This window comes from Bacillus cereus group sp. MYBK30-2 (assembly GCF_051915945.1).
GTDB lineage: Bacteria > Bacillota > Bacilli > Bacillales > Bacillaceae_G > Bacillus_A > Bacillus_A paramycoides.
On record NZ_JBQAFR010000002.1, the window covers coordinates 1,073,956 to 1,088,482 of the forward strand.

Below are 14,527 nucleotides of genomic sequence, written 5' to 3' on the forward strand. Positions count from 1 at the left end.
ACCAGAATTAAGCGTTGATAGCTTCAACAACTAGCTTAGTGTAAGGTTGACGATGACCTTGTTTCTTACGATTGTTCTTTTTCGCTTTGTATTTGAAAACGATGATTTTCTTAGCGCGACCTTGTTTTTCAACTTTCGCAGTAACTGTTGCACCTTCTACAACTGGGCTACCAACTTTAACGTTTTCGCCACCAACGAAAAGAACTTTGTCAAAAGTAACAGTTTCACCAGCTTCAACATCTAATTTTTCAATGTAGATTGCTTGACCAGCTTCAACTTTAATTTGTTTTCCACCTGTTTCGATAATTGCGTACATACTTGCACCTCCTCTTAATTACTAAGACTCGCCAAAAACGAGGTAGACATAAATGCCTTTAGGGAACCTGTCTTGTGCGGTTGTAGCATATAGCCGTTTAGGTGCTATAAACTATAACATAAAGATGTTATCATGAATCATTAACTATTGTCAACAAATGTTCTGCTAACTATTTTTTCCGTTCCATTATTTCTTTTTTACTTCCGAAACGAATTACTGCATACTTCTCTACATCTTCGTCTTTGAAATAAATTTCAAACGGAATATTTTTTTGTAATTCTTTTTGTAAAAATATTTTTTGCACCTTTTTCGAGGCACCAATCAATACAGCTTCATCCTCTATATTACCATAAGTAATAAGTTCTCTCTCTAGCTCGTACGCAATTGTTGCATTAGATATAACGTAACCTGTCGCTTTACAAGGCGCACACTCTTCTAATAATACGTCACGTAACGAATGTTTCTTGCGCTTACGCGTCATTTCTAAAATTCCTAACTCAGTAAACCCAAGCACTCTCGTATATGTACGATCATCTTGTAAAGCTAACATTAAACTCTCTCTTACTTTATCTTTATCTTCCCGTCTTTTCATATTAATAAAATCGATTAATATCATGCCGCCAATATCACGGAGTCTTAATTGACGAGCGATCTCTTCAGCAGCCATTTCATTTGTACGAAGTACTGTATCCTGTAAATTTTGTTTTCCAGTAAACTTACCCGTATTCACATCAATTACAGTCATCGTCTCCATTTGTTCCACAATTAGATAAGCACCATTTGGTAGCCAAACAATTTTTTGAAGTGCTTTCTCGATTTCACGTTCTATTCCAAAATGGTTAAACATCGAAGATTTTTCATTATACAGGGAGACTCTTTCTTTTCCGACTTTTTCTTCTAATTCTTTTACTACACTTCTCGTATCTACAACTACTTTTTCAATCGTTTCAATTGGATTCTCCTGAAATACACGATCTAAAAACGTCGCTGGTCGATGAAGTAGTAACGGTGCCTTCCCTTGGTTTTCTTTTCTTGTTAATTCTTCATATAGTTGTTGCAGTCGCTGCATTTCAGCTTGTATTTCATCGATTGTCCCTTTTTCAGAAGCAGAACGGAATATATATCCTCCTGTCCCTTCCACTTCAATATGAAGTAACTCTTGTCTTCTCTTGTTATTTTTTATTTTCCGAGAAACAGCACGCATTTCATCATACGGCATATACACGACATATTTCCCAGTAATTTCTATCTTCGCCGTTAATTTTGGCCCTTTCGTATCAATTGCCTCTTTCACAACTTGTACAAGTATCGCCTGCCCTTCATGTATGCGATATGAAGATGGTACATCATCGTATGAAAGATATGCATGTTTTTCTAATCCGATATTTACAAAGGCTGCGTTCATTCCAGCAATTGTTCTTACGATACGTCCAACATAAATATGTCCGACAATTTCCTGCTCTTCATTACGTTTCCATAATAGTTCGACAACTTTTTGCTTCTCTTCTATCGCAACACGCTTTTCCGAACCAGTGTAGTTAATATATAACGTCTTCAAAATTCTTTCCTCACTTTTCACTTCTTTTCCTTACAATATAAAAGGTTAGTGTCGTCGTCAACACTAACCAATTAATTCTTCAACAGATGAGGTTGTTCTTTTTTCAGCAAAATACGCATACAACAACTCATTTTCATCCAATGTGTAGTGCTCTTTATATTTTCCATGGACGATAATAGAGTGCTTATATCCTCTGCGAAATTTTGTGAAAATCGTATATAAACGATCTTCTGTTTTCACCTCAATAGGTGCAATCTTTTCAATATCTCTTTTATTCCCATAATAACGTTCTAATAAAAAGCGCATAAATGCGTACCTTCTTTGTTTCCATTCTTGATATAAAGAAATCGCTAGAAAAACGAGTAATACCCACATCATAATGTTATTACTATTCCAAAGTAACTGCCATCCTAATATTACACTAAAAAAAACACATGACAATTTCATCATCTTTTCATGTGCTTGTAAATAAGGAAAACGATATGATAATACATTAAATAATACTTTCCCACCATCAAGTGGCCAAATAGGCAATAAATTAAAACCTAAAATGACAACATTATTCCACACAAAGAAATGATACAAATCATTAGTTACCCAGCCCGCTTGATACAAAATATAAGCAACCGCAATCATCCATACATGCTGAATTGGCCCAGCTATAACGACAATTAATTCTTCTTTTAATGATTTGTTCCCATGTTCTTCAAGCTCAGCTACGCCACCAAATGGCAAAAGCTGAATTTGTTTAATACGCCAATTATAATATGCCGCTGCAAAAGCATGCCCAAGTTCATGAACTAGAACGATACAAAATAATAATATTAACTCTTTAAAACGTGCCGTGAAAATGCCAATAACGATAATAACCCAAAACAATGGATGTACTGTAATTTTCGTTAAAACATCTCTATATTTAATCAAATGAAATCACCTGAATGGGATCAATAAATTTTTCATTCTTTTTTATCGCAAAGTAAAATTTACCGTTTTTATGATTTTCGTCACTATTCACCGTTCCGATTTTCTGTTTTTTTGAAACGTAATCATATAACTTCACTGACATATCACTTAAATTTCCATACCATGATTCTGTACCATCGGCATGTTGAATTTGAACTGTATTTCCAAGATCCTCTTTCTTGCCTGCAAAAATAACTACACCTTCATTTACTGACTCCACCGTTGCATTTGTAGCTGTTTGAACAAATACACCTTGGCCGTTTTTTTGAAATCCTTGCATCACCTTTCCAGAAGCAGGAATTGCATAATCTTTTTGCTGAATAGCCCCTTCTTTTTTCTCATTTGGAGAATAAAACACAAGAGGTTTTCCAAACTGCTTTTCATACCATTTCGATATAGTAGCAAATTGAAACTCTTCTTTCATAACTTTTTCTGTAACAGCTCTAGTACCATCAAAGGACGGAGGAGCATTTTTAAATAAAATAGCGATTGAAAGAACTAATATTGCTGATAGCAAAACTTTGAAGAGAAAGACTTCTTTTCGAAATAGGGGATGAATTCCCTTTTCCCCTTCTTCAATAAATACCGTTTCGCTATCAAAATCCCCCCCAGCAAAATACTGCTCTTCCTCCATCCTTTCTTGCTCTGCTTTCCTTTTCGCAATCCGCTTTTTAATTTCTTCTACACGTCTATTCTTCATACTGTCTCCTTTCTTTAGTTAGCCTTATTCAAATAGAAACAGTTATATACAGTTTGTACATATGTATGAGCTACGGAAGAAAGATATTCATGCGAAGAAAAAGAAAGCACTCCGCATATATGCGAAGTGCTTTTAACGGATTCCAAAGAAGTTTTTCATCTTTGTAAATACCGATACTTTTTCTTGTTCAAATGCTTGTAATGGTACATTCTCACCTAATAAACGTCTTGCAATATTACGATAAGCTAGCGCTGCTTTCCCACTAGGTTGCAGTGCTACAGGTTCACCTGTATTCGTAGCACGAATAACTTCATCATCATCCTCGACAACTCCAAGAAGCTCGATTGACAGTGTACGTACGATTTCATCTACATCTAACATATCTTGTTCATGAAGCATATGACTACGCACACGGTTAATAACAAGTTTCGGTGGTTCAATATCCTCTTTCTCTAAAAGCCCGATAATACGATCCGCATCACGCATTGAGGATACTTCTGGTGTTGTTACAACGATTGCTTTATCCGCACCCGCTACTGCATTTTTAAATCCCTGCTCAATCCCGGCAGGACAATCAATTAATATGTAATCATAATCTTGACGTAATACTTGTATTAATTCATCCATTTGTTCAGGTGTTACCGCCGATTTATCACTCGTTTGTGCTGCAGGTAATAAATATAGATCATCAAAACGCTTATCTTTAATAAGAGCCTGAGGTAAACGACAACGCCCTTCAACGACATCAACAAGATCAAATACAATACGATTTTCCAGCCCCATTACTACGTCTAAATTACGTAAACCGATATCTGTGTCAATTAAGCATACTTTCTTTCCAGATAACGCTAAGGCTGTACCAATGTTCGCAGACGTTGTAGTTTTACCTACTCCGCCTTTTCCAGATGTAATTACTATTGCCTCTCCCACAGCTATACAATTCCCCTTTCTAACTTTGTTAAATTAGGTCTAAGATGAGTGAGAAGTTGCAGGCGATCGACAACAATGTGATTGTTCTCATTAATATACGCACATTCCGCCGCCTCAGCTCCGTCTTCTTTCTCTTCCGGAGCCCGCATTGCCACATCACTAATTCGGAGTTGCATAGGGTTCATAATAGATGCAGCAATGACAGCTTCTGAATCTCCATTATACCCAGCATGTGCAATCCCTCTTAATGATCCCACAACAAAAATATTCCCCCCAGCGATAACCGTTCCGCCTGGATTAACATCCCCAATTAATAATAAATTTCCTTTTACATGTAACACTTGTCCAGAGCGAACAATTTTAGAAATAGGGACAATTTCTGTTTCTTCTATCCAAGCTATTGCTTCCGCTTTTGTTATAACATCACTTTCAATAGAATCCACAACAAGGTTCTTCTTATTGCGAATTAACGTACGAATCTCTTCTTGTTGAACTTCTGTTAAATAACGATTTCCTACTTTAACATGCACTTCAATTAAAGAGCGTCCGTCACCGTCATAGTAATGTGTAGAAAGCTTCTCGTCCAATTCTTTCAGTAATTCTGAGAATGAACAGCAATCATCTAAATGAAGCGTTATTCCATCTTTCGTCCCTTTTATCGTTACATTTTGTTGCTTTTTTTCTTCCACTAAAGTTCACCCCACCGATTCAATTCGACATAAAATTAGAAAATCCTTTTTTCTTTTTCTTCCATCGCTTTTGAAAGACGCACTAAATATCGTCTCAGTGGGAAACAAACTATTAATAAGAAAATTCCATTTAGCAATAAAGTAGCAAGGAGACGATCGGTGAAAAAGACATGCGCCGACATATGAGTACGTCCTAACAAAGTTAAAAATCCATACACATAGTACTCTAATGCTGCAATACCAGCTAATACGATAGAAACAACAATAAATAGATTCAATTGTAATACCTTCATCGCACTATAAACTAAGTAAGCTAAAATTGGATAAGCAAATATATATATACCGACAAGCTCTGTGTATACGGTATCAAATAAAAAACCAAACAATAGTCCGTAGTAAATCCCTTGAATCGGACTATAGTACACTGTAATAAAACAGAGCACAATTATAAAGAAATGCGGTGCTGCTATACTGCCTTTCCAAAAAACTTCCGTTGGAACAACAGTAGAGAACATATTTTCAAATAAAAAAACAAAAAGGAGCAAAAGAGGAAGAGCTGCTCTTTTTAAAATCTTCATCATCTCTTCTTCCCCTCCTATTCTAACGGCGCTGTAGGCGTAGCGCGTTTGGCAACCGTAATATGCTCTACGTCATTTAAATCAGCAGCAGGTTTCACATAAGCTGTTTTTGTTAAACCGTATGGATCTGGCTGAACATCAACGATCTTCCCAATTACAAGACCTTTCGGGAAAATATCACCAAGTCCAGATGTTACAACTAGTTGATCTTTTGCTACTGGTGCATCAGAGCCAATCTTTGTGAAAAGAAGTAATTGTTTTTCTTTATCATAACCTTCAATCAATCCAAAGATTTTTTCTTGTCCTTGTACAATAGCAGAAACACGGTTTGTCCGGCTCATAGAACTTAACAACTCTACTGACGATGTAAACTGCGATACACTTTTCACTCGTCCAACTAAACCTTGTGAAGTGATTACAGCCATATCTTTTTTAATTCCTTGCTGTGCCCCTTTATCAATTCCAATTAAATCGTACCATTTATCTGGATTACGAGAAACAACAGTAGCTGGAATTTCAGTATAATCGCTATTCAACTCTTTTTTACCAGTTAACTCTTGTAATTTCTTTTTATCATCTTCTAATTGCTTTACTTTTCCTGATAGATCTGCATAATTATCTAATTTTGCTTTTAATTCTTTATTCTCTTCATACGTGCGCTTTACATCTTCTACGTTTTCGAAGAATCCGGCAACATAATTCGCTGGCTTTTGGAATACACGTTCTACAACACCGACAGTATCTTTAATAAACTGCTCTGGCCATGTTAAACTGTTCCGTTCTTTCAATGAGATTCCAATCAATGCCACGAGAAGAATAATACTAACTAACAAAACAATTAATCTTTTGTTTAAGAAAAACTGTGGCACGTTCACACCCTCTTAATTTCAGTGATTTTTATTTTGCAATATTATCGAGCAGCAGTTTTGAAAAGATCGATATTGTCTAATGCTTTACCCGTTCCAATTGCTACGCAATCTAATGGGTCCTCTGCAACAAGAACTGGCATATTTGTTTCTTCACTAATAACTTTATCTAAGTTACGAAGCAATGCTCCACCACCTGTTAATACAATACCACGGTCCATAATATCTGCCGCTAATTCAGGTGGAGTTTTCTCTAACGTATTTTTAACTGACTCTACAATCGCATCTACTGTATCTTTTAATGCATCTGCAATTTCTTCTGGTTGAATTAGTACTGTTTTTGGTAAACCACTTACTAAATCACGACCGCGAATTTCCATCGGCTCAATACCTTCTGGCTCGCCTGCAGAACCGATTTCTAATTTTAATGCTTCTGCAGTTCTTTCACCGATCATTAAGTTGTAGCTTTTCTTAATGTACTGAATGATTGAATCATCCATATCATCACCAGCAACACGAACTGATTGACTTGTTACAATACCACCTAAAGAAATAATTGCAACTTCTGTTGTACCACCACCGATATCAACAACCATACTACCAGTTGGCTCCCAAACAGGTAAGTTCGCACCAATTGCTGCTGCAAATGGCTCTTCAATTGGATATGCATCACGAGCACCTGCTTGACGAGTCGCATCGATTACTGCACGTCTTTCTACAGCTGTAATACCAGATGGTACACATACCATTACATATGGTTTACGTGAGAAGAATCCATTTGATTTTTGAGCTTGTTGAATATAATATTTCATCATTGTTGCTGTTGTTTCGTAATCAGCAATTACACCGTCTTTCATAGGACGAAGTGCCACTACGTTTCCTGGTGTACGACCAATCATTTGTTTTGCATCGCTACCTACCGCAACGATTTGTTTCGTATCAGTTTGTAATGCTACTACTGAAGGTTCACGTAAAACTACACCTTTTCCTTTCACATATACAAGCGTGTTCGCTGTTCCTAAATCTATTCCAAGATCGCGAGTAAATCCACCAAATCCAAACATATCATCTATCTTCCCTTCTTATTTTCACGGACTCATTTTTCTTACTTTATATTTATAAAAACAGTACGTTTTTTATATTTGTATCCTTTTTATAGATAATTTTCTACAAAAAACTCATAAATCACATTATAAAACAAAATAAGTAAAAAGAATAGTCTTAAATATGACCTTTTTCCTTTAAACTCACGAATTTATGGTCACCTATTATGATATGATCAAGCACTTCAATTCCGATAATTCGGCCACATTCTACTAATCGTTTTGTAACTTCAATATCTTCACGGCTCGGCGCCGGATCTCCTGAGGGATGGTTATGAAGACATATAATAGAGGCTGCTGCACGACGGAACGCTTCTTTAAAAACTTCCCTTGGGTGCACAATCGACGTATTTAAACTTCCAATAAAAATCGTTTGCCTATGTATAACTTGATTTTTCGTATTCAAATATAAACAAACAAAATGCTCCTGCTGCAAAAAACGCATTTCTTCCATCATATAGCTCGCACAATCCTCTGGACTTCGAATACTATATCTATTTTGATATTCTAAACGTACCATTCTTCTACCTAATTCGAAAGCAGCCACAAGCTGAGACGCCTTTACGATCCCAACACCATGAATGCTCATCATCTCTTCTAACGTTGCATCTTTCAACATTCGTAAGCCATCAAAATGATGTAAAATTTTGTCTGATAACATTAAAACCGTCTCTTCTTTAGAACCCGTTCTGAGTAAAACTGCAAGTAGTTCTCGATTCGATAAACTTCCAGCTCCTTCTAACAATAAACGCTCCCGTGGCTGTTCTTCTCTCACAACATCACGAATACCGTTCATCTCTTCACCCCTTTTTTACGATTTCTCCCAAAGAAAACCCCATGCAATTTTACACATGGGTTACATCGCTATCAAACTGCTTTAATTCACGGACAAGACGCGCAATTGGCAATCCAACTACATTGTAGTAGTCCCCTTGAATATGCTGAACAAAAATAGACCCTTTACCTTGAATCCCATAGCTTCCTGCTTTATCAAGTGGTTCCTTCGATGCAACGTATACGTCAATTTCCTCTTCTGTTAATCCCCAAAATGTTACTTCTGTACGTTCATAAAAAGTTACCGTTTTCTCTTTTGATATAATTGCAACACCTGTGTATACTTCATGTGTTTTCCCCGATAATAATCGTAACATTTCTTTCGCCTCAGCCTCATTAGACGGCTTTCCAAGAATACGCGAATCATATGTAACAATTGTATCTGCACCTAGTACAACGTGATCACTATGATTTTCCGCCACAGCAGATGCTTTTTGCAAAGCAAGCGACATAACAATATCAGAAGGTGATGAATATGCACCAATCGTCTCTTCTACTTCACTAACAACAATTTCAAATGGCACATCAGCTAATTCAAGTAATTCCTTCCTCCGGGGTGATCCTGAAGCTAAAATAATTTTTCTCATATTTTCTCCTTCCTTTCTCATATGCAGCAGAACAATTCAAATCAATCGTATCAAAGGAATAGTTTCCCCACAAATTATAGAAATATCATTTTCTCTAAACAAAATAATGATTCTTTTTAAATACGATTATATTCTGCCATAAAGAAAGTACTTTGCCCTAAATTCAAAAGAAAAGAAAGAAGTATACATACTTCTTTCTCCTTCATCTCATTATCTTATTATTTTCCTTTTTGTGAAACCATTTTTTCGTACGAAAGTAATCCATCAATAATAACTTGATTTAATTTAGCTACAGATTCCTTATCGCTCTTTCCTTCCTTAATCGTTTGCATAGCCACAGATGTATACGTATAAAGCTTCTTCGCATCTTCACGCTTCATACTCTTCCCTTCCTTTTCAATGGCTTGCCATTCTTTTTCAATCGCCTCTACATCTTTTGAATTACTCTTTCCACTAGTTTGTACGGTGGACACATATTTTGTTAAATGAGTATATAATGGCTGCACTTTCGCTAAAAATCCACCTACTTCTTTATCATTTTTGAGTAATGCTTTATCTGTAATATCCCAATTCTTTTTCAAAACTGAAACGCCATCTTGCTTATACTGATCTATTAATTGATTAACTACCTGTTCATCACTCGCAACCCCAACAACTAACGCATACTTATCACCACTTGGTTTCAAAGCAGCAATACCTCCATTTCTTTTCCACTCTTCAAGAGCGGCCTGTCCCTTTTCTTCAGAAGAATAAAGCCCTCCTTGAACAAAAAATAATTTCATTGGTTCTAATGAAGCACCTACCTGCGCTTTTTGTTTTTCATCTTTTGGTTCTGCTGTTGGTTCTGTCGTTCCGCCCACCTTTTTGCCCTCATTCCCCACCTGCTTCGAAGCTGTTGCCGTACTTTCTCCTGTTGTCCCTTGTCCCGTTAGCAAATGAAGCATCCCCATTCCAAATGCCGTACCAATAATAATTGCAGTTGCAACTATTACGATTAGTGTATTACTCCATTTCTTTCGGTATTTTCCCATATGCGCTGACTTCGCTTTTTGAAACGGCACGACATTTTGCGGTCTTTCACTTTCTACTACCATCCATTCAAACTCATCTTTCTTCTTTTCCTCATACTTCGCTTCTGTTCCATTTACTTTCACCGAGATTGTTCGTGATTGCTTGTCCATACACTCACACCTCACCTCTTATCGTTGTCCGCATCATATCATATTCATTTCACAAAAAAACGAGATATTTGTCAGAGGAATTCGCCAAATTACCCTATATAATTATCTTATATGTATGCATTTGACTTCATTTGTAGAACAAAAAACTAGATAGCAAATACTATCTAGTTTTTCTTGCGAATATATTTTCGAACTTCAGAAATGAAATATAGAGAACCTGTTATGATGAAGACATCATTTTCTCCTATCATTTCAATCTTCGTATCAATTGCCTCTTTCCAATCTTCAAAAATTATTTTTGATTCTTTTTGTGAATACGATGCAAGTTTGTCAGCAGAAATGGCACGATCAAAGGCGAATGTTGTAAAAATAATTTCATCTGCAATTGTTTCTAATTGTCCTACCATGTTATGCAATTGTTTGTCGCCAAGAGCAGTAAATAAAACTATTACATTTTTATCTTTGTAATGTGACGATACGGTTTTCACAAGACTTTCAATACCTTCCGGATTATGAGCACCATCAATAATAACGTCCGGATTGCTTTGTAATTTTTCAAATCTACCAATCCAGTATGCTTCTTGTAATCCAGCTTTCATTTCCTCTTCATTAATTAAAAATGATAAATATGTCTTTAAATACATCACTGCCATAAGCGCTACTGTAGCATTTCCTACTTGATGACTACCTTTCATTGAAATCCTAACATCTTCAAATGAGGCGAATGGACAAGAAAAATCAAAATGTTCCCCATCTTCATTAGAATGTTTATGTAGTGATGTAAACTGTTTGCCAAGTTCATATACGTTTGCATAATTTTCCTTCGCAACTCTTTGAATTACTTGCAATGCTTCTTCATCTTGCACACCAGTAATAACCGGCACACCAGACTTAATAATCCCTGCTTTTTCATATGCGATTTCTTCTAGTGTATTTCCTAAAATATGCATATGATCGTGACCGATATTCGTAATAATCGTGAGAACAGGATGAATAACATTTGTAGAATCAAATCTTCCCCCAAGCCCCGTTTCAAATAAAACAACATCACAGAAATTAACTTTACCGAAATAACAAATTGCCATTACTGTAATAATTTCAAACTCAGTCGCTTCCCCTAAGTCCGTCTCATCTAATTTTTCAACAACTGGCTTTACCATATTTACAAGTTCCGCAATCTCTTCATCTGCAATTGGTGTTCCGTTTACACTTATACGTTCATTAAATGTTTCTATATAAGGAGATGTAAACGTTCCTACCTTATATTTTGCACCTTCTAACATGTAGCGCATATATGTTAAAGTTGAACCTTTTCCATTTGTGCCAGCAAGATGAACACATTTTATGTGACGCTCTGGATTTCCGAGCTCTTCTAGCATCCATCTCATTCTTTCTAATCCTGGTTTAATACCAAACTTCAATCGGCTATGAATCCATCCTATCACTTCTTCGTATGTATGTATCACGTATGTTATTCCCCTTTCAAAAGACAACCTTCATAATTCTATTATACGCAAAGAAAAGAGACTCACCAATATAGTGAGTCTCTGAAAAACATTTTTATTTCTCTAGGTCAGCTAGACGTTGACGAACCGCTTCACGTTTTTCTAGATAATCTTGCTCTTTCGCACGCTCTCCGTCAATAACTGCTGCAGGAGCTTTCGCTACGAATCCTTGGTTTGAAAGTTTCTTCTGTACACGTTCTACTTCTTTATCGAACTTCTCAAGTTCTTTTTCAAGACGCGCTTTCTCTTCATCAAGATTGATAAGATCAGCTAACGGTAAGAATAACTCTGCACCTGATACGATTGCAGTCATCGCTTTTTCTGGCGCTTGTAAATCAGTTTTAATTGTTAATTCACTTGGATTACAGAAACGCTCAATGTAAGAGCTGTTTTTCGTAAGTTGAGCTAGTACCGCCTCGTCTTTTGCTTTAATTTGCATTTGAACTTTTTTACTCATTGGCGTATTTACTTCTGCACGGATGTTACGAACAGAGCGAATGATATCAACTAGAAGGTGCATTTCTGCTGCCGCCTCTTTATCTTGTAAATCTTCGCGAACTGTTGGCCATGCAGCTACTGTAATAGACTCACCTTCATGTGGTAAGTGTTGCCAAATTTTCTCTGTTACAAATGGCATGAATGGGTGTAATAGACGCATCGTTTGGTCTAGTACGTAAGCTAAAATAGAACGCGTTGTTTTCTTAGCCACTTCATCTTCACCGTATAGTGGAAGCTTCGCCATTTCGATGTACCAGTCACAGAAATCATCCCAGATGAAGTTGTATAATGAACGACCAGCTTCACCGAACTCATATTTATCCATGTTACGTGTTACACTTTCGATTGTTTCGTTTAAGCGAGTTAAAATCCACTTATCTGCAACTGATTTTTCACCAGTTAAATCGATTTCTTCATACTTCATATCATCCATGTTCATTAATACGAAACGTGATGCGTTCCAAATTTTATTAATGAAGTTCCAAGTAGATTCTACTTTTTCCATGCTGAAACGTAAATCTTGGCCTGGTGCACTTCCTGTTGATAAGAAGTAACGCATTGCATCTGCACCGTACTTCTCGATAACATCCATCGGGTCGATACCGTTACCAAGAGATTTACTCATTTTACGTCCTTGCTCATCACGAACTAAACCGTGAATTAATACATCTTTAAATGGACGCTCGCCTGTAAACTCTAAACCTTGGAAAATCATACGAGATACCCAGAAGAAGATAATGTCATAACCAGTTACTAGTGCATCTGTTGAATAGTAACGTTTAAAGTCTGCTGAATCTTCGTTTGGCCAACCAAGTGTTGAGAATGGCCATAAAGCTGAACTGAACCATGTATCAAGTACGTCATTATCTTGATTCCAGTTTTCAATATCTGCTGGCGCTTCTGTACCTACGTATACTTCACCAGTTTCTTTATGATACCAAGCTGGAATGCGGTGTCCCCACCATAATTGACGAGAAATACACCAGTCATGAATGTTTTCCATCCAGCGTAAGTATGTGTTTTCAAAACGCTCTGGTACGAACGTTACTTTTTCTTCCTCTTTTTGTTGAAGTTCTACCGCTTTTTCTGCAAGTGGAGCCATTTTTACGAACCATTGTGTTGATAAGTAAGGCTCAACAACTGCACCGCTACGCTCACTATGGCCTACTGAGTGCATATGAGGCTCGATTTCTACTAATACACCAGCTTCTTGTAAGTCTTTCACTAACGCTTTACGGCATTCGAAACGATCCATACCGTTGTACTTACCAGCTTTTTCGTTCATCGTTCCATCTTCGTTCATTACTAAAATACGTGGTAAGTCATGACGGTTACCTACTTCAAAGTCATTCGGGTCATGAGCTGGTGTAATTTTTACAACGCCTGTTCCGAAGTCTTTTTCTACGTATTCATCAGCAATAATCGGAATCTCACGGCCTACGATTGGAAGTGTAACTGTTTTTCCGATTAAATGTTTGTAACGATCATCTTCTGGATGTACTGCTACTGCTGTATCACCAAGCATCGTTTCTGGACGAGTTGTTGCAAGACGAATGTGACCAGAACCATCTGTTAACGGATAGTTCATATGGTAGAACGCACCTTGAACTTCTTTATGAATTACTTCAATATCAGAAAGAGCCGTGCGTGTTGCTGGGTCCCAGTTGATAATATATTCACCGCGGTAAATTAAGCCTTTTTCGTATAATTGAACGAATACTTTATTAACCGCATCAGATAAACCTTCATCTAATGTGAAACGTTCGCGAGAATAGTCTAGCCCTAAACCAACTTTCCCCCATTGTTGACGAATATGAGAAGCGTACTCTTCTTTCCATTCCCAAGCTTTTTCAAGGAACTTCTCACGGCCAAGATCGTAACGTGAAATACCTTCTTCACGAAGTTTTCCTTCTACTTTCGCTTGTGTTGCGATACCAGCATGGTCCATTCCTGGAAGCCATAATACATCGTAACCTTGCATACGCTTTGTACGAGTTAAAATATCTTGAAGCGTCGTATCCCAAGCATGACCTAAGTGCAACTTACCAGTTACGTTTGGCGGTGGGATTACGATTGTATAAGGTTGTTTCTTTTCATCTCCTGTTGCTTCGAAATATTTGCCTTCAAGCCACCATTGATAAAGGCCTTCTTCAACGGACATATGATCATATTTAGTTGGTAAATTCTTTTCCGTGTTTGACATTATTTTCCCTCCTTAA

General features: G+C 36.9%; 14 protein-coding genes and 1 other annotated feature. All 14 genes read right to left on the minus strand.

Translation table 11 applies throughout. The features are described 5' to 3' along the window. Positions 1–7: 7 nt before the first annotated feature. A complete protein-coding gene (gene rplU, locus ACTFQM_RS17180; RefSeq protein ID WP_000270907.1) occupies positions 8–316 on the minus strand; it encodes a 50S ribosomal protein L21 in 309 nt (102 codons plus the stop codon). A 14-nt stretch (positions 317–330) separates the two neighbouring features. Beyond that, positions 331–408: a sequence feature (ribosomal protein L21 leader region), on the minus strand. Positions 409–485: 77 nt separating this feature from the next. Beyond that, on the minus strand, positions 486–1,874 hold the full coding sequence (locus ACTFQM_RS17185; RefSeq protein WP_440035332.1) for an Rne/Rng family ribonuclease: 1,389 nt from the start codon (positions 1,872–1,874) through the stop codon (positions 486–488). A gap of 63 nt (positions 1,875–1,937) precedes the next feature. Continuing rightward, positions 1,938–2,798 (minus strand): M50 family metallopeptidase, encoded by an 861-nt coding sequence (locus tag ACTFQM_RS17190; RefSeq protein ID WP_002173616.1) that lies wholly within the window; start codon positions 2,796–2,798, stop codon positions 1,938–1,940. Continuing rightward, positions 2,791–3,537 carry a peptidoglycan DD-metalloendopeptidase family protein gene (locus tag ACTFQM_RS17195; RefSeq protein ID WP_440035334.1) on the minus strand — a complete coding sequence of 249 codons (747 nt, stop codon included), beginning with the start codon at positions 3,535–3,537 and terminating at the stop codon, positions 2,791–2,793. The genes ACTFQM_RS17190 and ACTFQM_RS17195 overlap by 8 nt, the downstream gene beginning before the upstream one ends. 132 nt (positions 3,538–3,669) lie before the next feature. Then, positions 3,670–4,467, minus strand: coding sequence for a septum site-determining protein MinD (minD, locus tag ACTFQM_RS17200; protein WP_000503310.1), 798 nt, complete (start codon positions 4,465–4,467; stop codon positions 3,670–3,672). Positions 4,468–4,469: 2 nt separating this feature from the next. Further along, positions 4,470–5,156, minus strand: a complete 687-nt coding sequence (gene minC / locus ACTFQM_RS17205) for a septum site-determining protein MinC (protein WP_002173618.1) — start codon at positions 5,154–5,156, stop codon at positions 4,470–4,472. A gap of 35 nt (positions 5,157–5,191) precedes the next feature. Then, positions 5,192–5,737 carry a rod shape-determining protein MreD gene (mreD, locus tag ACTFQM_RS17210; RefSeq protein WP_002173619.1) on the minus strand — a complete coding sequence of 182 codons (546 nt, stop codon included), beginning with the start codon at positions 5,735–5,737 and terminating at the stop codon, positions 5,192–5,194. Positions 5,738–5,751: 14 nt separating this feature from the next. Next, positions 5,752–6,603 carry a rod shape-determining protein MreC gene (gene mreC, locus ACTFQM_RS17215; RefSeq protein WP_002173620.1) on the minus strand — a complete coding sequence of 284 codons (852 nt, stop codon included), beginning with the start codon at positions 6,601–6,603 and terminating at the stop codon, positions 5,752–5,754. Positions 6,604–6,644: 41 nt separating this feature from the next. Then, positions 6,645–7,664: a cell shape-determining protein MreB gene (mreB, locus tag ACTFQM_RS17220; protein WP_000466737.1), complete on the minus strand. Its 1,020-nt coding sequence runs from the start codon at positions 7,662–7,664 to the stop codon at positions 6,645–6,647. A gap of 157 nt (positions 7,665–7,821) precedes the next feature. Next, entirely contained in the window at positions 7,822–8,499 is a 678-nt protein-coding gene (gene radC / locus ACTFQM_RS17225) for a DNA repair protein RadC (RefSeq protein WP_002173621.1), read from the minus strand. 49 nt (positions 8,500–8,548) lie between these two features. Then, entirely contained in the window at positions 8,549–9,124 is a 576-nt protein-coding gene (locus ACTFQM_RS17230; RefSeq protein ID WP_440035337.1) for a Maf family protein, read from the minus strand. Between the two features lie 218 nt (positions 9,125–9,342). Then, positions 9,343–10,305: a stage II sporulation protein B gene (locus tag ACTFQM_RS17235; protein ID WP_440035339.1), complete on the minus strand. Its 963-nt coding sequence runs from the start codon at positions 10,303–10,305 to the stop codon at positions 9,343–9,345. Positions 10,306–10,469: 164 nt separating this feature from the next. After that, on the minus strand, positions 10,470–11,771 hold the full coding sequence (locus ACTFQM_RS17240; RefSeq protein ID WP_440035340.1) for a bifunctional folylpolyglutamate synthase/dihydrofolate synthase: 1,302 nt from the start codon (positions 11,769–11,771) through the stop codon (positions 10,470–10,472). Between the two features lie 94 nt (positions 11,772–11,865). After that, the gene (locus ACTFQM_RS17245) at positions 11,866–14,511 is read right to left on the minus strand and encodes a valine--tRNA ligase (RefSeq protein WP_440035342.1); all 2,646 of its coding nucleotides are present in this window, start codon (positions 14,509–14,511) and stop codon (positions 11,866–11,868) included. Positions 14,512–14,527 lie beyond the last annotated feature (16 nt).

What these genes read in the sequence shown, in the direction of transcription:
- rplU (WP_000270907.1), bottom strand. Translation starts at nt 316, where the DNA reads ATGTACGCAATTATCGAAACAGGTGGAAAACAAATTAAAGTTGAAGCT.
- ACTFQM_RS17195 (WP_440035334.1), bottom strand. Translation starts at nt 3,537, where the DNA reads ATGAAGAATAGACGTGTAGAAGAAATTAAAAAGCGGATTGCGAAAAGG.
- mreD (WP_002173619.1), bottom strand. Translation starts at nt 5,737, where the DNA reads ATGATGAAGATTTTAAAAAGAGCAGCTCTTCCTCTTTTGCTCCTTTTT.
- mreB (WP_000466737.1), bottom strand. Translation starts at nt 7,664, where the DNA reads ATGTTTGGATTTGGTGGATTTACTCGCGATCTTGGAATAGATTTAGGA.
- radC (WP_002173621.1), bottom strand. Translation starts at nt 8,499, where the DNA reads ATGAACGGTATTCGTGATGTTGTGAGAGAAGAACAGCCACGGGAGCGT.
- ACTFQM_RS17230 (WP_440035337.1), bottom strand. Translation starts at nt 9,124, where the DNA reads ATGAGAAAAATTATTTTAGCTTCAGGATCACCCCGGAGGAAGGAATTA.
- ACTFQM_RS17235 (WP_440035339.1), bottom strand. Translation starts at nt 10,305, where the DNA reads ATGGACAAGCAATCACGAACAATCTCGGTGAAAGTAAATGGAACAGAA.
- ACTFQM_RS17245 (WP_440035342.1), bottom strand. Translation starts at nt 14,511, where the DNA reads ATGTCAAACACGGAAAAGAATTTACCAACTAAATATGATCATATGTCC.